Genomic DNA, 21069 nt, shown 5'->3' with positions numbered 1-21069 from the left:
GACCGGGGCGATACGCCGCCCAGGGCGATTGGCGCAGGATGTGAAGACTATGGCAGTCAGGAAGTTGAAGATCGCCGTGCCCTCCGCGCCACCGGTCCCGGTGACGCGAGAGCGGGAAATGGCCGAGGCCGTCGCGGAGATGTTCTATGCCGCGCACGACATGCTGTTCTCCCGGGACGGCGCCCTCAGCCAGCGCGGGCGCCACCTCCTGGCCGAGGCCCGGATCGCCAGCCTGCAGATGGATCTGCGGCTGGCGCAGCGCCGCACCCAGCACTGAAGTCAGAATGCCCTGGACAGCCCGGCATAGAAGCCGCGCCGGGGCAGGAATTGCGGCGCCCCCACCCCGATGCCCGACCCGTCGCGCAGCTGCGCCCGCGCGTCGAACAGGTTCAGGATATCCCCGCGCACCGTCCAGCGCCCGCCATCCGGGCCCCGGAATTCATGCGCCACGCTGAAGTTCACCGTGGCATAGGGGTCCATGCGCTCGGTGTTGGCGAAGCCGCGCCGCAGGCCTGAACCGGCCAGCATGGTCGCGGCCACGCGCCCACCCTCCCACGGGCGGGCCACCACGCCGGCGCTGGCCGTCACCAGCTGGTCGTGATCGACGCGCACATACTTGTTCTCGATATAGGCCAGCTCATCGGCCTCGAAATTGAACTGGCCGCTGCGGATGCCCCGCGCCATGGCCCGCGCCAGCGCCAGGTTGGCGAAGGCATCGAAGAAGCGGCTGCGCCAATTGGCCGTGAACTCCACCCCATAGACCTGGGCGCGGTCATAGTTGAACGGCGTGTAGACCAGCGCATTGCCGAACTGCCCCAGGTCCAGCAGGTCCCGCACATTCTTGTAATAGGCCCCGAACCCCACCGAGAGATTCTCGTTCAGCCGCTGGTCGATGCCCAGGTTGAAATAGTGGCTGCGCTCCGGCCGGACCGTGCCCGAGACATAATTCTGCGGCGCCCCGGTGGTGCCCGCGAACAGCGCGAGGCCGCTGGGGGTGATCAGCTCCTGCGCGGGCGGGGTGAAGTAGCGGGCATAGCCCAGGGTGACGCGGGTGTTCTCCAGCGCCTGCCACACCAGGTTGATGCGCGGGCTGACCTGGCCGGTGCGGCTGTAGCTGTCCAGGTAATCGAAGCGCAGCCCGGCGTTCAGCGTCAGCCGCTCAGTCAGGCGCCACTCATCCTGGATATAAGCGCCATAGAGCCAGCCGAGCCGTGAACCACGGTCGGTGATGGAGAAGGGGCTGTCGATCGCCTCCCCGTCGCTGTCCAGCGGCAGCACGGTGGAGCGGTTGCTGGCCCGGGTTCGGTCCGCCATCACCGAAAAGCCCACGCGCAGCGTGTGGTCCGGGTGCAGCCGCCAGGCGCCGTCGCCCTGCAGGCCGCCCGCCATGCTCTCCCGTGTCACGTTGGAGGCGACGCCGGTGTACATCAGGTCCCCGATCTGATCCGGCCGGTAATGGGTGCGGGAATAGCGGGTGAACAGCGCGATCTGCCCGTCGATCTGCCCCTGGCTGTGCTGCAGGGCCAGCACGCCGAAGCCGTTGGTCTCCAGCTGGCTGGCCCGCAGGTTGCGGCTGTCGTAGCTGGTCAGGCCATAGGCCGCGAAATCCGGGCTGCGCCCGGCGATGTTCGGAATCTGGAACGCGTTGCGCGACAGCCCGGCGATGAAGGACAGCCGCGTGTTGTCGTCCAGCGCGCGGGAGAGGGAGACCAGCCCCCGCGCCTGCTCGCTGCCATTGTGCAGTGGCGAGCGCGAGGCGGTCGGCGGTTCGATCCCCTGGTCGGTGCGCAGGAAGGTGCCGCTGGCGAACAGGTCATAGCCGCCCGCCGTCAGCCCGTAATCCATCGAGGTGGTGAGCAACCCGCGGGAGCCGCCATAGACGCCCACCTGCCCCCCCGGCTCCATGGCGCCGGAGCGCAGGTTCACGTCGATCACGCCGCCGGTGCGGTATCCGAACTGTGCCGGCAGCGCGCCCCGCAGCACCGAGACATCGCGCACCGCCCGCGCATCGAGGAAGGACCCGAAGCCCTGGATGCCCTCGGGCAGGGTGATGCCGTTCAGCCGGTATTGCAGGCCCCGATGCTCACCGCGCAGGTGCAGTTCGCCGAAACTGTCCCGCACGGCGCCGGGCACCTGGTACAGCAGCTCCGTGAAGCTGGCGCCGGGGCCGGTGGGCAGGGCCTGGATTTGGTCGCGGTCGATGGTGGTGACGGTGGCGCCCAGGCGGGGGGAGATCTGCTCCCGCGCGGCGGCGGCACGCTGGGCCTCCACCACCAGCTCAGGCAGGGCGGTGGTGTCGTCCTGTGCCCAGGCGGGGGCTGCGGCGATCAGGGCAGTGCTGGCGAGCAAGGCAAGGCGGCGTGGCAAGGCGGGCTCCGGTACGATATAATGTTTCGTATCGGGTGATGTTATATTGTATCGAAATGAGCGCAAGCCCCCAAGGAAGCGGCAAGGGGCGCTGCCTCTCCTTTTCCCTTTTGGGCATCCCCGCAAAGGGTTGTAGCAACCCTTTGAGCCCATGGATTGGCGCCTTACCCTGGCAGGTAGGGCGCCATTTTCATGATAAAAATCAATGGGAAATACGCTGGCAAGGTCAGCGCCAAACGGTTGGGGTGCAGGGGCCTTTCGGCTCCTGCCGGGGGAGCGCGAGGGGGCGGCGCCCCCTCGTTCAGCGCCTCACCCTTCGTCGCGCAGCCGCAGCAATTCCCGCAGCAGCCCTTCGGTGCTGCAGTCATGCTTGCCGGCCGCCGGCACGCCGGTTTCCAGTTCCTTCAGCAGCGGCCCCGCCAGCTGCTTGCCCAGTTCCACGCCCCACTGGTCGAAGGGGTTGATGTTCCACAGCGCGCCCAGCGCGGCCACCTTGTGCTCGTACAGCGCGATGAGCTGCCCGAAGGAGAACGGGTCCAGCCGCGGCAGCAGGATGCTGGTGCTGGGCCGGTCGCCGGGGAAGATGCGGTGCGGCAGCAGGCGTTCGATGGTGGCGGGGTCGGCGCCGGCCTTTTCCATCTCCGCCCGCACCGTGGCCTCGTCCTTGCCGGAGAGCAGGCCCTCCGCCTGGGCCAGCCCGTTGGCCAGCAGGATGCGGTGGTTTTCCGCCCAGGGGTGGTCCGGCCGCGCGATCAGGATGAAATCCACCGGCACGGGCTCGGTGCCCTGGTGCACCAGCTGCATGAAGCTGTGCTGGGCGGAGGTCCCGGGCTCACCGAACACCACCGGGCCGGTGGCGCGGCCCACCGGTTCGCCGTCCATGGTCACGCGCTTGCCCAGGCTCTCCATCTCCAGCTGCTGGAGGTGCGCGGGCAGGCGGCGCAGGCGCTCGTCATAGGGCAGCACGGCGCGGCGGGAATAACCCAGCGCGTTCACGTGCCACACCTCCACCAGCGCCAGCAGCACCGGCAGGTTCTTCTCCAGCGGCGCCTTCAGGAAGTGCAGGTCCATGGCGCGCGCGCCGGCCAGCATGCGGCCGAAGGCATCCCAGCCCAGCGCCAGCGCCAGGGAGAGGCCGATCGCCGACCACATGGAAAACCGCCCGCCCACATAGTCGCCGAAGGGGAAGACGCGCTCGGACGGGATGCCGAATTCGGCGCAGGCGCCCAGGTTGTTGGACAGCGCCGCCATGTGGCTGGCCGCCCCCGCCTCGCCCAGGGTTTCCGCCAGCCAGCCCTTCACCAGCCGGGCATTGGCCATGGTCTCCTGGGTGGTGAAGGTCTTGGAGGAGACGAGCACCAGCGTGCGCTTCGGGTCCATGGTGGCCAGCAGGGCGCGCCAGCCATGGCCGTCCACATTGCCCAGATGCAGGGCCACCATGGGCGAGGCCGGGTTGATCAGCGCGCGGGTGGCCATGACGGGGCCCAGATCGCTGCCGCCGATGCCGATGTTCAGCACATGGGTGAAGCGCTCACCGGTGGCGCCGCGGATGGCGCCGCCATGCACGGCCTGGGTGAAGGCGTGCATGCGCGCGAAGGTGGCCTGGATCTCGGCCGCGACCGCCGCCCCGCCCGCGCCGGTGGTGGCGCCGGAGGGCGCGCGCAGCGCCATGTGCAGGGCCCGGCGCCGCTCGGTGCCGTTGACCATCCCGCCCTCGGCCATGGCGGCGCGCCATTCCTCCATCTTCGCCGCCCGGGCCAGGTTCAGCAGGGCCGCCATCGCGTTGTCGTCGATGGAGGTCTTGCTGATATCCAGCAGCAGGTTGTCAGCGCCGAAGGAGAACCGCTCGAACCGCTTCGGGTCCGCCGCGAACAGCGGGCGGATGCTGGCAGGGGCGCTGCCATCGGCACGAGGGGTGCGGCCGGCGGTTTCCACCGCCTTCCAGGCTTCTGCGAAAGTCTCGTTCATTGGCAGGACACTACAGGCCAACCGGCTGCCCGGCTACTACCACCCGCAAGGGAGCGGTGGCCAACCGGCGTGCCGCCGCGGCGACATCGGCCACGGTCAGGGCGGAAAGCCGGGCCGGCCTGCCTTCCAGCCAGGCAGGTGATCGGCCGTTCTGCATCAGGCCCAGAAGCCCGCCCGCGATGCGCCGGCTGTCGGCGAATTGCAGCGGCAGCGTGCCGTTCAGGAAATCCACGGCCTCGGCCAGTTCCTCGGCGGTGGGGCCATCGGCGGCCATGCCGGCCCAGATCTCCCGCAGCAGGGCCAGCATTTCCGCCACCCGGGCATTGTCCGTGCTGGCCTGGCCCAGGATCACGGCGCGGCCGAACACCACGTCCAGCCCCGCGCCGATGCCATAGGTCAGGCCCCGTTCCTCCCGCACGCGGCGCATGAGGCGGGAGGAGAAGCCGCTGCCGCCCAGGATGCGCAGCGCCACCTGCATCGCTTCCCATTGCGGGTCGGCGGGCAAGGGGCCGTCCTGGCCGAACATCACGGAGGATTGGGGCGCGGCCTTGTGCGCCACCACCGGCGCGAAATCCGCCATGGGCGGCAGGCTGGGCAGGGGGGCGGGGGCGCCGGCGGGCAGGGTGCCGAACATCTCCCGCAGCAGGGCGCGCAGCTCGGCCTCGCTGATGGCGCCGGCGGCGGCCACCTGCAGCCCGTCGCGCCGCAGCTGGCCCGACAGGCCCTCCAGCAGGGCCTCCCGCGGCAGGGCGGCCAGGGATTCGGGCGTGGCGGCGCGCCCGGCCGGATGGCCCGGAAAGGCCGCGGCCCAGAAGGCCCGGTTGGCCGCGCCGCGCGGGGTTTCCAGCGCCTGGCGGGTGCCCACGATGGCGCGCGCCCGCACCCGGTCCAGGTCCGGCGCGTCCAGGCGCGGGGCCGTCATGGCCAGCCGCGCCAGGCGCACGGCCTCCGGCAGGGATTCGCTCAGTGCCCGCAGGCTGCCCGAGGCCGTATCCCGCCCCGCGCCGAATTGCAGGGAAATGCCCGCATCCCGCGCGGCATCGGTGAAGGCCAGGTGGTTCAGCTCGCCCGCGCCCTCGGTCAGCATGGCGAAGCCGAGGCCCATGCGGCCCTCCTGGCCCGGGGCGTCCAGCGCGCCGCCGCCATTCCAGCTCCATTCGAGGGAGACGACGGGCACCGACTGGTCCTCGACCAGCCAGGCGGTGATGCCGCCTTCCTGGATGATGCGGATGGGCAGGCGGAAGGGCGCGCGCGGCGGCAGGCCGGCGGTGGAGGTGGCGTTCGGGATCATGCCGGCAGCAGCCAGCCGGCGGTGGTCAGCGGGTTCACCAGCACGGCGCGCGCGGCCTCATTCACCTGTTCGGTGGTCACGGCGCGCAGCTTCTCGGGCCAATGCTCCACATCCTCCATCGGCAGGCCGATGGCCAGCGCGCCGCCCAGCATGCGCGGCGCCGCCCCCAGCCCGTCCAGCGCCAGCATCGCCCCCGCGGTGGTCTGGCGGATGGAGCGCGCGACCTCGGCCTCCGTCACGCCATCCTGCACCAGGCGGCGCAGCTCGGCCTCGACGATCTGCTCCAGCGCCTCCCGCGTGTTGGGGGCGCGCAAGGTGGCGGAGACGCTGAAGATCGAGGCCCCCGCCACGTCCGAATCATACCCGGCCCCCGCCGCGACGGCGATGCCGCTTTCCACCAGCGCGCGGTGCAGGCGCGAACCCGTGCCCCCGCCCAGTACATGGGCCAGCACCTCCAGCGGCCAGGCGTGGCGCGTCTCGCCCCAGGTGGCCGAAGGGGCGGCGATGGCGCGGCTGAAGCTGGCCTCCCGCGTCACCGGGCTCGTCTGCTCGATGCGCGGCATGGCGGGGGCGATCGGGATCTCCCCCCGGTTGCGGGGGGTGAAGGCGCGGGCGGGGATCAGGCCATAGGTCTGCTCGGCCAGCTCGCGCAGCCGCGCTTCCTCCACATCGCCCGCCACCACCAGCGTGGCGTTGCCCGGCGCGTAGCGGGCGGAGAAGAAGGCCAGCATGTCCTCGCGGCTGATCGCGCGGATCTCCTCCTCCCAGCCGATGATGGGGCGGCCGCGCCAGTGCTGGCGGCCCCACATGGCGGCGTCGAAGGCCTCGCGGAACTTGCTGCGGGGCTGGCTTTCCACCACTTGGCGGCGTTCCTCGATCACCACGCTGCGCTCGGCCTCGAACTCGGCCGGGTTGAACAGGGGGCCGGCCATGCGGTCCGCCTCCATCCGCATGACCAGCGCGAGGCGGGAGGATTCGACATGCTGGTAATAGGCGGTGACGTCGCGGCTGGTGAAGGCGTTGTCCTGCCCGCCCTGGCGGGCCACGAGGCGGGAGAAATCCCCGCTCGGCACATTGCCGCTGCCCTTGAACATCATGTGTTCCATGAAGTGGGCGACGCCGCCGATTCCCTGCGGGTCCTCGCCGGAGCCCGCGCCATAGAACACGTAATGCGCCACCACCGGCGCGCGGTGGCTTTCGGCCAGCACCACCCGCAGCCCGTTGGCCAGGCGCCATTGCTTGGCGCCGAAGATCGGGCGGCTGGTGAATGGGGCGGGCTGCTGCGCGCGCGCGGGGGCTTCGGCCGCGGCGATGCCGGCGGCCAGGGGGAGTGCTGCGGAAATGGCTGTGCGTCTCGTCAGGGGCATCGGGGGGAATGTGGGCGCGCGGGCGGCGCTTGGGAATGGGGGCGGGCAAGGATATCAGGGATATCCCTCCCTTGCGTGAGGCCGCCGCGCCTGCGTAACTCCCTGCCCAGGGAGGGGCGGCGCATGGGGGTCATCATCATCGGCGGCGGGATCGGGGGTCTGACGGCCGCCATGTCCCTGCACGCGGCGGGCATCGATGTGGAGGTGTTCGAGGCGGCGGCCGACGTCCGCCCCCTGGGGGTCGGCATCAATGTGCTGCCGCACGCCGTGCGCGAATTGACCGAGCTGGGGCTGCAACCCCTGCTGGCCGAGACCGGCATCGCGACGCGGGAGCTGCGCTACATCTCCGCCCATGGGCAGGAGATCTGGCGGGAGGCGCGGGGCCTGGCCGCGGGTTACGACTGGCCGCAATACAGCATCCATCGCGGCCGGCTGCACATGCTGCTGATGGTGGAGGCGCGGGCGCGCCTCGGCGCCCGGCGCGTGCATACCGGCCGCCGGCTGGTCCGCACCGAGCAGGATGCGGCGGGCGTCACCGCCTTTTTCGCCGATGGCGGCCAGGCGCGCGGCAGCGTGCTGGTGGGCGCGGACGGCATCCATTCCGCCGTGCGGGCCGAGCGCCTGCCCGATGAGGGCGCGCCCCGCTGGAAGGGGGCGGTGCTGTGGCGCGCGACCTCCGTCGCGCCGCCCTTCCTGGATGGCGCCACCATGATCCAGTGCGGCCATCACGACCTGAAATTCGTCTGCTACCCGATCGCGCACAACCCGGACGGCACCCAGCTGATCAACTGGATCGCCGAGCGCGTGCTGCCCGCCGACACCCCCTGGAACCGGGAGGACTGGAACCGCCAGGGCAGCCTGGCGGAGGTGATCCCGCATTACCAGGATTGGCGCTGGCCCTGGCTGGACGTGCCCGCCCTGATGGCCCGGGCCGAGGCCGTCTATGAATTCCCGATGGTGGACCGCGACCCGCTGCCCGGCTGGAACCAGGGGCGCATCACCCTGCTGGGGGATGCCGCGCACCCGATGTATCCCATCGGCTCCAACGGTGCGTCCCAGGCCATTCTGGATGCGCGGGTGCTGGCGATGCATCTGGGCCGCTGCGGCGGGGATTGGGCGGCGGGGCTCGCGGCCTATGACGCCGCCCGCCGCCCGCCCACCGCCGCCCTGACGCTGGCCAACCGCGAACTGGGCCCGGATGTGATCCTGGAGCGCGTGCACCAGCGCGCGCCCCAGGGCTTCACCGACCTGAACGCCGTGATCAGCCAGCGGGAACTGGCCGAGACGGCCGCGCACTACAAGAAGCTGGCCGGGTTCGACCCCGTGCTGCTCAACGAACGGGAGAGCTATACGCCATGAAGGTCGCCGCGATCGGGCTGGGCAGCATGGGGCAGGGGGCGGCGCGCGCGCTGCTCAAGGCCGGGCACGCCGTCACGGGGGTGGACCCGAACCCCGCCGCCCGCACCGCCTTCGAGGATGCGGGCGGCACCGCCGTGCCCCGCGCGGCCGATATCCCCCAGGGCACGGAGGCCGTGCTGGTGCTGACGGTCAACGCCGCCCAGGCCCGCGCCGCCCTGTTCGGCCCCGAGGGCTGCGCCCCCCGCCTGGCCCCGGGCGCGGTGCTGGTGGTCTGCGCCACCATGGCGCCTGCCGACGCGCGGGCCCTGGCCGCCGATGCCACGGCGCAAGGTTTCCTCTATCTGGATGCCCCGGTCTCCGGCGGGTCCAAGGCGGCGCATGCGGGCACCATGACGGTGATGGCCAGCGGGCCCGAGGCGGTCTTCACCGCCGCCGCCCCGGTGCTGGGGGCGGTGGCCGCCCAGGTGTGGCGGCTGGGCGAGGAGCCGGGCATGGGTGCCACCATGAAGGTCACGCACCAGCTTCTGGCCGGGGTGCACATCGCAGTGGCCGCCGAGGCGATGGCGCTGGCCATCAAGGCGGGGCTGGACCCAGGACAGGTCTATGGCGTGGTGACCGGCGCCGCCGGCAACAGCTGGATGTTCGAGAACCGCATGGCCCATGTGCTGGCCGGGGACGAGACCCCGCATTCGGCGGTGAACATCTTCGTCAAGGATCTGGGCCTGGTGGAGGCCATGGCGCGGGAGGTGCAATCCCCCGTGCCGCTGGCCGCGCAGGCCATGCAGTTGTTCGTGGCCGCCGCCGCGCAGGGCCATGGCGGAAAGGACGATGCCTTCGTCATCCGGGCCTATCAGGCGATGACGGGGATCAAGCTGCCCGGGGAGGCGTAAGGCGCCGCCCCGCCATCAAAACATCACCATTCCGCCGCGCCCCGCCCTGAACCCGGCGTGATCCCGCCACGGGCGGGGGGCAGAGTGCCTCTCATGCGGGGCTCCCCCGCGGCGGGTGCCGGAGGGCGGCACCCCCGGCCGCCCCGCCAGGACATACGACGATGCGCAAGCTCCTTGCCGCCGCCACCCTCTCCGCCGCCGTGCTGCTGGCAGGCTGCCAGAACCCCGATGGTTCGGTGAACATGGGCAACACGCTGCTGCTGGGCGCGGGGCTCGCGACTGTCGCTGGCGTCGCGGTGCTGGCCAGCGACAATGGCCATCGCGGCTATCGGGGCGGCTATGGCGGCGGCTACGGCTACCGGCCCAGCTACGGCTACGGCCGCCGGGGCTGGTAGCGGCTCACTTCAGGGACCGCCCCTTCACCACCGCGGCACTGCCGAACCGCGCGCGCAACTGTTCCATGGCCTGCCAGCGGCGGGCCTGGCGCGGGGCATCGGGGTCGGCCAGGTCCGGGGTGTCGGCGTCGCGCGCCTCGGCCAGGGGCTGGGCGCCGATGCCGATCAGCCGGAAGGCCGTGCCATCCGCCTCGCGCGCCAGCAGGGCGCGGGCGGCCTCGAAGATGGGTTCGGGCACCAGGGTGGGGCGGGGCAGGCGGGCGTTGCGGGTGCGCAGGGCGAAGCCGGCGGTCTTCAGCTTCAGCACCACGCCACCCGCCGCCAGGTCCTTGGCCGCCAGCCGGCGGCACAGCTTTTCCGCCAGGGGCCACAGCACCGCCTCCAGCTCCGCCAGGGAGCGGATGTCGTGCTCGAAGGTGGTCTCGGTCGAGACGGATTTGGTCTCGCGCTCCGGGCGGACGGGGCGGTTGTCCTCCCCGCGCGCGCGGGCGGCCAGGGCAGGGCCTTCCTCGCCGAAGCGGCGGGCGGCGTCCTTCGCGTCCAGCGCGGCCAGCTGGCCCAGCCGCGTGAAGCCCGCGCTGGCCAGCCGTTTCGCCATGGCCGGGCCCACCCCGGGCAGCAGCGTGACGGGTTCGGGCGCCAGCAGGGCGGCGGCCTCGGCCTGGCCGATCACGGCGAAGCCGCGCGGCTTGTCCCGCTCCACCGCGATCTTGGCCAGCAGCCGGTTGGGCGCCAGCCCGATCGAGATCGTCACCCCCACCTCGCGCTCCACCTGGCGGGCCAGGCGGGCCAGCACCACGGCGGGCGGGGCCTTGTGCAGCGCCTCGGTGCCCGAGAGGTCCATCACCGCCTCGTCGATGCTCATGGGCTGCACCAGGGGGGTCAGGGCCTGCATCATCTCGCGGATGCGCCTGCCCTCATGCACGTATTTCGCCATCTCGGGCTTGATGACCACGGCGTCGGGGCACAGGGCCAGCGCCTTGAACATCGGCATGGCGGAATGCACGCCGCGTGTGCGCGCGATGTAGCAGGCGGTGGAGACCACCCCCCGCTTGCCGCCGCCCACGATCACGGGCCTGGCCGCGAGTTCCGGCCGGTCGCGCTTCTCGACACTGGCGTAGAAGGCGTCGCAATCCACATGCGCGATGGTCAGGGCGAACAGTTCCGCGTGGCGCAGGATGCGCCGTCCGCCGCATTGCGGGCAGGCGGCGCCGGGCACCTCCTGGCTTCCGCAATCGCGGCAGAGCGCGGCCATCACATCACCACAGCCGGGCGGCCCCCAGCACGCCGGAGCTGTCGCCATGGCGCGCGCGCACCAGCCGGGTGTTCACCACATCCGAGAACACCCACTGGCCCCACAGGCGCGGCACCTCCGTGTACAGGTGCTCCATGTTGGACAGCCCGCCGCCCAGCACGATCACATGCGGGTCCAGGATATTGATGACATGGGCCAGGGCGCGGGCCAGCCGGTGGGCGTGGCGCGCCAGGGCGGCGGCGGCGGCGGCATCCCCGGCAGCGGCCCGGGCGGGCACGCCGGTGGCATCGGTCGCACCCGGCCCATCGGTATCGGCCGCCAGCGCCGGGCCGCAGAGGAAGGTCTCGATGCAGCCCTGCCGGCCGCACCAGCAGCGCCGGCCCGGGTGCTCGGCGGCGTCCATCCAGGGCAGGGGGTTGTGGCCCCATTCGCCGGCGATGCGGTTCACCCCTTCCAGCAGCTTGCCGTCCATCACCACCCCGGCCCCCACGCCGGTGCCCAGGATGGCGGCGAACACGCTGGGGGCGCCGGCGGCGGCGCCGTCGCTGGCCTCGCTCATCGCCAGGCAATTGGCGTCGTTGGAAATCCGCACTGGGCGGCCCAGGGCGCGGCTCAGGTCTTCCTCCAGCCGGCCGCCGTTCAGCCAGGTGGAATTGGCCCCGCGCACCAGCCCGGTGGCGGGCGACAGGCTGCCGGGGATGCCGACGCCCACCGTGCCGCTCGCGCCCAGCTCCTCCTCGGCCCCTTCCACCAGGAAGCGGATGGCGTCGAGCACGCCCTCATAGCTGCGGGGCGTGGGCACGCGCCGCCGCAGCAGGGCGTGGCCGGCTTCCGCCAGGGCCGCCACCTCGATCTTGGTTCCGCCGAGATCCACACCGATGCGCATGCCTCTGTTTCGCGCGCATGGCCCTTGCGGGCAAGGCCAACACCGCCTTGATTGGGGTGATGGAAACGCTCGATGTGCGGGGGCTGAAATGCCCCCTGCCGGTGCTGAAGGCCAACAAGGCGCTCAGGGGCATGGCCCCGGGCGCCGAGCTGCTGGTGCTGGCGACCGACCCCGCGGCCGAAAAGGACTTCCCGGCCTTCGCCGAGGAAACCGGCCATGCCCTCGTCTCCCTGACGCATGAGGAGGAGGTGCTGCGCGTGGTGCTGCGCCGCCGGGCGGGATGAGCATGCCGGCCCCCGTCCTGCTGCTGACCCATCCGGATTGCCTGGGCCACGACATGGGCGAGGGCCACCCCGAGCGCCCCGACCGCCTGCGCGCCCTGCACGCGGCCTTCGCCGCCCCGGAATTCGCGGAGCTGTTGCGGGAGGACGCGCCGGAGGCCACCGCCGAACAGCTGATGCTGGCCCACCCCGAGAGTTATGTCCGTGCCGTGCTGGTGATCGACCCCGCCCCGGGCCGGCTGGTGCGGCTGGATGGCGACACCGCCATGGGCCCCGGCAGCCGCGCCGCCGCCCTGCGCGCCGCGGGGGCCGGCATCCGCGCGGTGGAGGCGGTGCTGGCCGGCCAGGCGCGGGCCGCCTTCTGCGCCGTGCGCCCGCCCGGGCACCACGCGGAGCCCGCCATCGCCATGGGGTTCTGCATCTTCTCCAACGCCGTGATCGCGGCGCGGCACGCCCAGCGCGCGCTGGGCGTGGGGCGCGTCGCCATCCTGGATTTCGACGTGCACCACGGCAACGGCACCCAGGCCTGCGTGGCGGACGACCCCTCCATCCTGTTCTGTTCCAGCCACCAGATGCCGCTGTACCCCGGCACCGGCGCGATGCGGGAGGTGGGGGTGGGCAACATCGCCAACGCGCCGCTGCGCCCGGGCTCGGGCGGGGCGGAATTCCGCGCGGCCTGGACGGGGCTGCTGGAGCGCGTGCGCGGCTTCGCGCCGGAGCTGGTGATCGTCTCGGCTGGTTTCGACGCCCATGCGCTGGACCCGCTGGCCCAGCTGGAGCTGGAGGCGGAGGATTTCGCCTGGGTGACGCGGGAGATCCTGGCGGCCTCACCCCCCGGCCGCGTCGTGAGCCTGCTGGAGGGCGGCTATGACCTGCGGGGCCTGGCCGAGAGCGCCCGCGCGCATCTGCGCGCCTTGATGGCTTCGCGCATTTGTGCGCGCTGATGGCTACCTGACGCTCAGATAGGCCAGCCGCTTCAGTTCGCGCCGCATATGGGTGGTGGCATCCAGGATCAGCCCCACCGCGAAGGACAGCAGCGCCGAGACCATCATGCCCGAGGCCAGCACCGCCGTGGGCAGCCTGGGCACCAGCCCGCTTTCCAGGAATTCCCATACCAGCGGCAGGCCGAGCGCCAGCGAGCCCAGCAGCAGCACCAGCCCGGCTGAGCCGAAGAAGGCCAGCGGCCGCTCCCGCCGGATCAACTGGCCGATCATGTTCAGGATGACGAAGCCATCGGTATAGGTCTTGAGCTTGGAGACCGAGCCCTCCGGCCGCTCGCCATAGGGGGCGCTGATCTCGCCGATCGGCATGCGCAGTTCCAGCGCATGGATCATGATCTCGGTCTCGATCTCGAAGCCGCTGCTCATGGCCGGGAAGCTTTTGGCGAAGCGGCGGGAGAACAGCTTGTAGCCCGACAGCATGTCCCGCGTGCGGCGGCCGAACACGCAGCCCACCATGCCCGTCAGCAGCACATTGCCCAGGCGGTGGCCGGGGCGGTAGGCCTTCTCGCCGGTCTCCTCCCGCGCGACGTTCACCAGGTCATAGCCGCCTTCCGCGCCGAAGCGCAGCAGTTCGGGGGCCACGGAGGCGTCATAGGTCGCGTCGCCATCGACCATGATGTACCAGTCGGCGTCGATGTCGGCGAACATGCGCCGCACCACGCTGCCCTTGCCGGGCTGGTCCTCGAAGCGGGTGATGGCGCCGGCGGCGCGCGCGACCTCGGCCGTGCCGTCGGAGGAGTTGTTGTCGTAGACGTAGATATCGGCCTGCGGCAGCGCCGCGCGGAAGCCGTGCACGACCTCGGCCACCGTCAGTGCCTCATTGTGGCAGGGCACGAGGATGGCGACACGGGGTGAGGACAGGATGACGGTGTTCTCGGGCTGCGGCATCTGTATCCTGCTGGGTCAAGGTGGTCCGGGAAGCGGGCTAACCAAGGCCGGGCCGGGTTGCAAGGCCTCGCCGGACCGGGGCATGTGGTCGTTCTGACGATATCTGGAGCGTTCGATGCGCCGTGGCGATGGGCTGATCCTGTTGGTGCTGTGCCTGGCGGGTGGGCTGCGTTCCTGGCAAATGGGCACGGATATCAACTGGGACCTGATGAACTACCAGTTCTATGGTCCCTATGCGCTGCTGACCGGGCGCGGGTTCCAGGACCTGGCGGCGGGGCAATTGCAGAGCTTCTTCAACCCCATCGCACATGTGCCGCAATATGTGTTGATGCGGGCGCTGAATGATTGGCCACGGCTGTTCGCTTTTCTGATGGGGCTTCCGGCGGGGGTTTACGCCTTCGTGCTGGGCAAGACCTGCCTGGTGGTGCTGCGCGCGGCGTTCCCCGCGCAGGCGGGGCTGGCCTGGCTTGCTGCCCCGGCCTGGCTGATCGGCATCACGGGCGCCGATTTCCTCTCGCTGATCGGCTTGAGCTCCAACGACGTGAATCTGGGGCTGCTGGTGCTGCTGGCGCTGTGGCTCGCCCTGCGGGAGGCCGCGTCGCCCTCGCCACTCACGGCGCGCGGCCTGGGTTGGCTGGCGCTCGCAGGGGCGGTGATGGGCCTCGCGCTGGGGCTGAAGCTGACCAACATCATCTATGCCGCGCCCTTCGGCATCATGGTGCTGGCGCTGTTCGGGCTGAGGGCCGCGGTCCTGACCGGTATCAGCATGGTGGCGGGCTTCCTGCTCACTTGGGGGGGCTGGGCGTGGTTCCTATGGCGCAACACCGGCAACCCCGTGTTTCCGATGTACAACGACATCTTCCGCTCGCCGGATTTTCCGCCCATCCGCATCGCCGATGAGCGCTTCCTGCCGCGCGATCTCTGGCAGGGGCTGTTCTATCCCTTCTTCTGGCTGCGCAAGGCCAGCGGTATGGTGACAGAGCTGCCGATGCGCGACCCGCGCCTGGCGCTGGCCATGCTGGGGGTGGCGGGCCTGGCGATCGCGGCATTGCGCAACTGGCCCTGGAGCTTCGCCGCCGCCCGCCGCCAGCGCGCCACCCTGTTCCTGCTGGGCTTCGCCATCATGGGATATGCCATGTGGGCAAAGACCTTCGGCATCTACCGCTATCTGCTGGTGCTGGAGACATTGAGCGGGCTGCTGGTGGTCCTGGCACTCGGCCTCCTGCTACGGGCGCGGGTTCTGGCGGGGTTCGGTGCGGCCTGTGCCATAGCGCTGGGTGCCATCCTGTGGGTTGCCCCGCCCAATTGGGGCCATGCCCGCTATGGCGCGCAGGTGTTGTGGGTGGATCCGCTGCCGGTCCAGCCGACCGAGATGGTGGTGACGCTCGATGATGCGCCGCACGGCTATCTGGTGCCTTTCATGCCGCCCGAGGTTCGGGTGATGGGCGCCTTCACCAACCTGACCCAGCCGCATTTCGATTCCGGCCTGCGCCGGCGGATCATCGCGGCGGTGGCGGCGCATCCGGGCGGGTTCCGCATCCTCACCACCCCGCACTTGCCGTTGGAGGAGACGAACCGCCGGCTGGAGCCCCTGGGCCTGATCATATCGGGCGAATGCCAGATCGTGCGCACCACCATGGACACGCACCGTTTCTGCCGCGCAACGCGCCGATAAGCTGCCCCGCGGCGGTATCAGCGGCGCGGGTTCTGTTCTAGAAGCGGGCTGTCCGAAACGACAATCAACGGGGAACCCAGTTGAACAAGCCCGTCACGCCCAACAGCCTGCGCACCGGTCCCGATGAGGCCGGCCGCTTTGGCACCTTCGGCGGCCGCTATGTGGCCGAAACCCTCATGCCGTGCATCCTGGAAGTCGAGGCCGCCTACAAGGCCGCCCGCCAGGACCCGGCGTTCGAGGCCGAGTGGCGTTGGCTGCTGAAGGATTATGTGGGCCGCCCCAGCCCGCTGTGGCACGCGAAGCGCCTGACGGAGCACCTGGGCGGCGCCCAGGTCTACATGAAGCGCGATGAGCTGAACCACACCGGCGCGCACAAGATCAACGCCGTGCTGGGGCAGATCCTGCTGGCCAGGCGCATGGGCAAGACGCGCATCATCGCGGAGACCGGGGCCGGCCAGCATGGCGTGGCCACCGCCACCGCCTGCGCGCTGTTCAACCTGCCCTGCACCGTCTTCATGGGCGCGACCGATGTGGAGCGCCAGCAGCCCAACGTGTTCCGCATGAAGCTGCTGGGCGCGGAGGTGGTGGCCGTCACCGCCGGCGCCGGCACCTTGAAGGACGCGATGAACGAGGCCCTGCGCTATTGGGTCGCGAACGTGCACGACACCTACTATTGCATCGGCACGGTCGCGGGCCCCGCGCCCTATCCGCAGATGGTGCGCGATTTCCAGTCCGTGATCGGCGAGGAAGCGCGCGAGCAGATGCTGGCCGCCACCGGCCGCCTGCCGGATACGCTGGTGGCCGCGATCGGCGGCGGGTCCAATGCCATGGGGCTGTTCTTCCCGTTCCTGGACGATCCCTCCGTCGCCATGCACGGCGTGGAGGCGGCGGGCTATGGGCTGGATGTGGAGAACGGCCATTGCGCGAGCCTGACCGGCGGGCGCCCCGGCGTGCTGCACGGCAACCGCACCTATCTGCTGCAGGACAAGGACGGCCAGATCCTGGAAGGCCATTCCATCTCGGCGGGCCTCGACTATCCGGGCATCGGGCCGGAACATTCCTGGCTGCATGAGATCGGGCGGGTGAAATACGTCTCCGCGACCGACCGGGAGGCGCTGGAAGCCTTCCAGCTCTGTTCGCGGCTGGAGGGGATCATCCCCGCGCTCGAGCCCTCCCATGCGCTGGCGCATGTCATGCGCATCGCGCCCACCCTGCCCAGCGACCACCATATCCTGATGAACATGTGCGGCCGGGGGGACAAGGACATCTTCGCTGTCGCCAAGCATCTGGGGGTGACGCTGTGAGCCGGATCACCGCGCGCTTCGCCGCGCTGAAGCAGGAAGGGCGCGGCGCGCTCATGCCCTTCCTCGAGGCCTATGACCCCGACCCCGCCACCAGCATGGCCATCCTGCGCGGCATGCCGGGGGCGGGTGCGGACCTGATCGAGATCGGCATGCCGTTCAGCGACCCGATGGCGGATGGCCCCACCGTCCAGCTCGCGGGCCAGCGCGCGCTGAAGGCGGGTGCCACCGTGGCCGGCACCCTGGCCATGGTGCGGGACTTCCGTGAGGAGGACCAGGACACGCCCATCATCCTGATGGGCTACCTGAACCCCATCCTCAGCTACGGGCCGGAGCGCTTCTGCGTGGACGCCGCGGCCTCCGGCGTCGATGGCCTCATCATCGTGGATATGCCGCCCGAGGAAAGCCAGGACGTGCAGCCCTTCGCGCAAGCGCAGGGGCTGGACCTGATCCGCCTGGTGGCTCCCACGACCGACGAGGCCCGCCTGCCCCTCGTGCTGAAGAACAGCTCGGGCTTCATCTACTACGTCGCCATCACCGGCGTCACCGGCACGCGCAGCGCGACGGGCGATGCACTGCGCGCCGCCATCCCGCTGGTGCGCGCCCACACCGACCTGCCGATCGCCATCGGCTTCGGTGTGCGCACGCCGGCCCAGGCGGCGGAGGCGGCGGCCATCGCCGATGGCGCGGTGGTGGCCAGCGCGCTGATCGAGAAGCTGGCGAGCACCCTGGATGCCCAGGGCCGGGCCACCCCCGGCACCGTGCGCGCCGTGCTGGACGATGTGCGGGCCCTGGCCGAGGCCGTCCGGGGCTGAATCCAATCTTTCCAGGGGCTTGGCGGCCCCTGGAATTCCCTGCGCGGTTCTGCAACCACGCAGGGTTATCATTGCCTGTTTCTGCTCTATTCGCTAAACGTGTCTTAATAGTTGAGACGTTTAGGCGCTATTTGGCGCGGCGACGAGGGCAGATCATGACATCAGAAGCGCGGCATGTGCTGAAAACCGGCGGGTTCACGCTGGGCGTTGCGCTGCTGGGCTGCGCCCTGGCCCGCCCCGCCGCCGCGCAATGGCCGCAGCCCGAGGGCGGCGGCCAGGTCATCCTGCAGATGGGCCCTTACTGGGCCGATACGGATGGCTATGACAGCCGCGGCAACCGGCTGCCGGGCCGGGGTTCGGTCACCCGGCTCGATATCTCCCCCTATTGGGAACATGGGCTGACCCAGCGCTGGACGGTGGGCCTCGCACCCCGGCTGCAGGCGACCTGGATGGACCAGGGTTCGGGCCGTTCCAGCGGCTTCGGCATGGCCGATACCTCGGCCTTCGCGCGCTACACCATTCATCGCGGCGACTGGAACGTGCTGGCGGTGCAGGGCACCGTGATCACGCCCGGCGTCGGCGGGCGCCACAACACCTATATCGCCGAACCCCATCCCAGCTTCGAGGCGCGGGTGCTGTACGGCCACAGCTTCGAACTGCCGCGCGGCATGACGGCCTTCACCTCGCTGGCGGCGGGCTATCGCTTCCGGCCCGGCAGCGCCGCGGATGAGGTACGCGGCGACGTGACGCTGGGCTTCCGCCCGGTGCCGGACTGGATGGTGATGGCGCAGTATTTCGGCACCATCGGCATGCGCAACAACGGGCCCGGCGGGCCGGATTACGCGATCCACCGCGCGCAGTTCTCGATCGTGCATGACATCAACGCGCGGCACAGCATTCAGCTGGGCTATATGCGTGAGGTCGCCGGCCGGCGCGTGGCCTTGGGCCAGGCGGTGCTGGCGGCTTGGTGGTACCGCTACTAACTAGCCGCCCCCGCCCTAACCGCCGCGCCGCAACGCGGCCAGGCTCAGCGCCAGGCCCCCGCCCAGCGCCAGCGCGGCGAGCGCCACCGGCAGGCCGGCCCCCGGCACCGCCTGCAGCACCAGCCCGCCCAGCGGCGCCCCCACCGCGCCCCCCAGCAGATAGGCGGTGTTGAGCCCCGCCATGCCCATGGCCCGGGCCGGCCCCGCGAAGCGCTGCACCGCGCGCACCATGCCCAGCGTATAGATCGCCCCGGCCGCCCCGCCCCACACCGACAGCAGCGGCCACACCGCCAGCCCCGGCGCCAGCAGCGGCCACAGCAGAGAGCCCACCGCGACCAGCACCGCGCAGCCCAGCAGGGCGCGATGGGTGCCGAAACGGTCCGCGAACCAGCCCACCGGGAATTGCGCCAGCACATTGCCGAAGCCCGTGGCCACCACGATGCTGGCGGCGGCCGCCGCACTCATGCCCAGGCCCAGCGCCTGCACCGGGAATACGGCGCCGGCGACCCCTTCCAGGGAACCGCACAGCACCGCCGCCCCGGCCGGGGCGATCATCATCAGCGCCACCGGCCGCAGGCGCGGCACCGAGACCCGCATGCGGCGCGGCACGGCGCCCCGCGGCTCCTTCACTGCCAGCGTCAGCAGGGTGCCGACCAGGATGATGCAGGCCGAGGCCGCGAAGGCCTCCGCCCGCACGCCGGTCAGCCACAGCACGGCCGGGCCGCCGCCGATCGCGGCGGAGACGAAGGTCTGATAGATGCCCAGGAACCGTCCCTCACGCCCCGGCGGGGCCATGGCGCCCGCGATGGCGTCCGATGTCGTCCAGGTGAAGCAGGAGGACAGGCCCAGCACCGGCCCCAGCAGGAACCAGAAGGGCAGGGCCGGGTTGGTCGAAAGCCCCAGCAGCGCCAGCACGCAGCCCAGCCCCGCCAGCCGGTGCAGCTTCACCGCCCCCCCGAACCAGCCCGCCACCCAGGGGGTGAAGGGCGCCGAGACCAGCGCCGTGACCCACACCGAGGCCGCGTAGAGCCCGACCAGCGCCGGGGCCTCCCCACGTTCGGCCAGCAGGACCGAGGCCAGCGGCACGCTCATCCAGACGCCGCCGAAGGCGCAGGTGGCGGCGGCGACGAACAGCCACACGCCGGGCGGCGTGGCACGGGTCAGAACGGCGGACATCCCTCAGGGCTCGCGGGCGGAAAAGGCGGGGTGAGGGCACATGCCCCAGCATGTGGCATGCGGCCGGGGGGCGCTTCAACCCTGGCATGGCCCATGCGACCCTGGCGCATGACCGTCGCCTGCCTGCACACCGCCGCCAGCAACATCCCGCTGTTCGAGGCCGCGGCCGCCCGCCATGGGCTGACCCTGCGCCACGCCCTGCGACCGGACCTGCTGGCGGGCGCGGAGGCCGCGGGCGGCGCCACCCCCGCCATCCTGGCCGAAACCCGGGCCGAGCTGGCCCGCGCCCTGCCGGGGGCGTCGGCGCTGCTGCTCACCTGCTCCACCCTGGGCCCGGCGCTGGAGGGCGCCACCTGGCCCATCCCCGCCCTGCGCGTGGATGCGGCGCTGGCGCGCGCGGCCATGGCGCGGCCCGGGCGTCTGCTGGTGCTGTGCGCGGTGGAGACGACGTTGGAACCCACCCGCGCGCTGTTCGCGGCGGCGGCGCCGGCGGGCAAGGCGTGGGAGTTGCGGCTGGTGCCCGGGGCCTGGGCGCGGTTCAAGGCGGGGGATGCGGAAGGCTACGCGGCGGCGATCCGCGCGGCGGCCGTGGGGGCGGAGACGGTGGCGCTGGCCCAGGCCTCCATGGCGGTGGCGGGCGGGGGCGCGCGGGTGATGACGGTGCCGGATGCGGCGATGGCGGCCCTGGGAACGACCCTGGGCGGAACCCTCAGCGCCGCCTCGCGGTGAGGAAAGCCAACCCCGCCACGACCGCCCCATAGATCGCGTTCATCGCCGCCATGGAGACCGGCAGGCCGGGGATCAGGAAGGTCGCGGCATCGCAGGGCTTGGTCGGCGCCGGGGCCAGCGAGCGCATCAGGTCATCCAGGCTCATATTGGCCTGCGCGGTCGGCGCCGCGCAGCCGGGCAGGGGCGAGGGCCACCAGCCCCATTCCACCCCGGCATGGAACCCCCCGATCGCGGCCGAGACCAGGCAGGCCAGCCCCCCCAGCGCCAGGAACAGCCCACACCGGCGCGGCAGGAAGCCCGCGGCCAGGAACAGCGGCACCGCCACCCAATAGGGGGCCCGCTGCCACAGGCACAGCTCGCAGGGCACCAGCTCGAACCAGCCCTCGGAGAGCTTGGCGAAGGCGGGGGCCAGGGCCGCCAATATGGCCAACACGAACGGCAT

Annotated in this window: 20 protein-coding genes; 11 read left to right on the top strand and 9 right to left on the bottom strand. The window is 71.4% G+C overall.

Annotation, left to right across the window (positions count from 1 at the left end; translation table 11 throughout):
* Window positions 1-49 precede the first annotated feature (49 nt).
* Window positions 50-277, top strand: a complete 228-nt coding sequence (locus tag GT007_RS10350; RefSeq protein WP_160121530.1) for a hypothetical protein — start codon at window positions 50-52, stop codon at window positions 275-277.
* Between the two features lie 2 nt (window positions 278-279).
* Here the strand turns inward: GT007_RS10350 and GT007_RS10345 are convergent, their stop codons facing one another.
* From GT007_RS10345 to GT007_RS10330, 4 genes are all read right to left on the bottom strand, one after another.
* Window positions 280-2349, bottom strand: coding sequence for a TonB-dependent receptor (locus GT007_RS10345; protein ID WP_160121529.1), 2070 nt, complete (start codon window positions 2347-2349; stop codon window positions 280-282).
* 327 nt (window positions 2350-2676) lie between these two features.
* A complete protein-coding gene (gene pgi, locus GT007_RS10340) occupies window positions 2677-4335 on the bottom strand; it encodes a glucose-6-phosphate isomerase (protein WP_160121528.1) in 1659 nt (552 codons plus the stop codon).
* A gap of 10 nt (window positions 4336-4345) precedes the next feature.
* Window positions 4346-5626 carry a M16 family metallopeptidase gene (locus tag GT007_RS10335; protein ID WP_160121527.1) on the bottom strand — a complete coding sequence of 427 codons (1281 nt, stop codon included), beginning with the start codon at window positions 5624-5626 and terminating at the stop codon, window positions 4346-4348.
* The gene (locus GT007_RS10330) at window positions 5623-6993 is read right to left on the bottom strand and encodes a M16 family metallopeptidase (protein ID WP_160121526.1); all 1371 of its coding nucleotides are present in this window, start codon (window positions 6991-6993) and stop codon (window positions 5623-5625) included. Before GT007_RS10330 ends, GT007_RS10335 begins: the two co-directional genes overlap by 4 nt.
* Window positions 6994-7116: 123 nt before the next feature.
* Between GT007_RS10330 and GT007_RS10325 the strand changes: the two genes are divergently transcribed.
* From GT007_RS10325 to GT007_RS10315, 3 genes are all read left to right on the top strand, one after another.
* The gene (locus tag GT007_RS10325) at window positions 7117-8352 is read left to right on the top strand and encodes a flavin-dependent oxidoreductase (RefSeq protein ID WP_160121525.1); all 1236 of its coding nucleotides are present in this window, start codon (window positions 7117-7119) and stop codon (window positions 8350-8352) included.
* On the top strand, window positions 8349-9242 hold the full coding sequence (ltnD, locus tag GT007_RS10320; RefSeq protein ID WP_160121524.1) for an L-threonate dehydrogenase: 894 nt from the start codon (window positions 8349-8351) through the stop codon (window positions 9240-9242). Before GT007_RS10325 ends, ltnD begins: the two co-directional genes overlap by 4 nt.
* Before the next feature lie 161 nt (window positions 9243-9403).
* Window positions 9404-9637 carry a hypothetical protein gene (locus tag GT007_RS10315; RefSeq protein ID WP_160121523.1) on the top strand — a complete coding sequence of 78 codons (234 nt, stop codon included), beginning with the start codon at window positions 9404-9406 and terminating at the stop codon, window positions 9635-9637.
* 4 nt (window positions 9638-9641) lie between these two features.
* Here the strand turns inward: GT007_RS10315 and GT007_RS10310 are convergent, their stop codons facing one another.
* Window positions 9642-10892: a DNA polymerase IV gene (locus GT007_RS10310; RefSeq protein WP_160121522.1), complete on the bottom strand. Its 1251-nt coding sequence runs from the start codon at window positions 10890-10892 to the stop codon at window positions 9642-9644.
* A gap of 4 nt (window positions 10893-10896) precedes the next feature.
* Entirely contained in the window at window positions 10897-11778 is an 882-nt protein-coding gene (locus tag GT007_RS10305; RefSeq protein ID WP_160121521.1) for an ROK family protein, read from the bottom strand.
* A 59-nt stretch (window positions 11779-11837) separates the two neighbouring features.
* On the opposite strand from GT007_RS10305, the gene GT007_RS10300 reads away from it, so the two are divergent.
* Window positions 11838-12062, top strand: a complete 225-nt coding sequence (locus tag GT007_RS10300; RefSeq protein WP_236571595.1) for a sulfurtransferase TusA family protein — start codon at window positions 11838-11840, stop codon at window positions 12060-12062.
* Between the two features lie 2 nt (window positions 12063-12064).
* Window positions 12065-13003, top strand: coding sequence for a histone deacetylase family protein (locus tag GT007_RS10295; RefSeq protein ID WP_236571594.1), 939 nt, complete (start codon window positions 12065-12067; stop codon window positions 13001-13003).
* Window positions 13004-13006: 3 nt separating this feature from the next.
* Here GT007_RS10295 and GT007_RS10290 read toward each other — a convergent pair whose 3' ends face one another.
* Entirely contained in the window at window positions 13007-13948 is a 942-nt protein-coding gene (locus GT007_RS10290) for a glycosyltransferase family 2 protein (protein WP_160121520.1), read from the bottom strand.
* A gap of 115 nt (window positions 13949-14063) precedes the next feature.
* On the opposite strand from GT007_RS10290, the gene GT007_RS10285 reads away from it, so the two are divergent.
* From GT007_RS10285 to GT007_RS10270, 4 genes are all read left to right on the top strand, one after another.
* A complete protein-coding gene (locus tag GT007_RS10285) occupies window positions 14064-15623 on the top strand; it encodes a hypothetical protein (protein WP_160121519.1) in 1560 nt (519 codons plus the stop codon).
* Window positions 15624-15703: 80 nt separating this feature from the next.
* Window positions 15704-16927 carry a tryptophan synthase subunit beta gene (gene trpB / locus GT007_RS10280; protein WP_160121518.1) on the top strand — a complete coding sequence of 408 codons (1224 nt, stop codon included), beginning with the start codon at window positions 15704-15706 and terminating at the stop codon, window positions 16925-16927.
* Window positions 16924-17739, top strand: a complete 816-nt coding sequence (trpA, locus tag GT007_RS10275) for a tryptophan synthase subunit alpha (RefSeq protein ID WP_160121517.1) — start codon at window positions 16924-16926, stop codon at window positions 17737-17739. The genes trpB and trpA overlap by 4 nt, the downstream gene beginning before the upstream one ends.
* Window positions 17740-17894: 155 nt before the next feature.
* A complete protein-coding gene (locus GT007_RS10270; protein WP_160121516.1) occupies window positions 17895-18722 on the top strand; it encodes a hypothetical protein in 828 nt (275 codons plus the stop codon).
* A gap of 15 nt (window positions 18723-18737) precedes the next feature.
* Here GT007_RS10270 and GT007_RS10265 read toward each other — a convergent pair whose 3' ends face one another.
* Window positions 18738-19898, bottom strand: a complete 1161-nt coding sequence (locus GT007_RS10265) for an MFS transporter (RefSeq protein WP_160121515.1) — start codon at window positions 19896-19898, stop codon at window positions 18738-18740.
* A 93-nt stretch (window positions 19899-19991) separates the two neighbouring features.
* Between GT007_RS10265 and GT007_RS10260 the strand changes: the two genes are divergently transcribed.
* Window positions 19992-20627, top strand: a complete 636-nt coding sequence (locus tag GT007_RS10260) for an Asp/Glu racemase (protein WP_160121514.1) — start codon at window positions 19992-19994, stop codon at window positions 20625-20627.
* Here GT007_RS10260 and GT007_RS10255 read toward each other — a convergent pair.
* Complete coding sequence (locus tag GT007_RS10255; protein ID WP_160121513.1) at window positions 20608-21069, bottom strand: disulfide bond formation protein B; 462 nt, start codon at window positions 21067-21069, stop codon at window positions 20608-20610. The two genes, GT007_RS10260 and GT007_RS10255, sit on opposite strands and share 20 nt — an antisense overlap.

The organism is Rhodovarius lipocyclicus (genome assembly GCF_009900765.1).
Taxonomy (GTDB): Bacteria; Pseudomonadota; Alphaproteobacteria; order Acetobacterales; family Acetobacteraceae; genus Rhodovarius; species Rhodovarius lipocyclicus.
The sequence above is the reverse complement of the archived record's forward strand: the minus strand, read 5'-3'. Positions and strand labels throughout refer to the sequence as shown.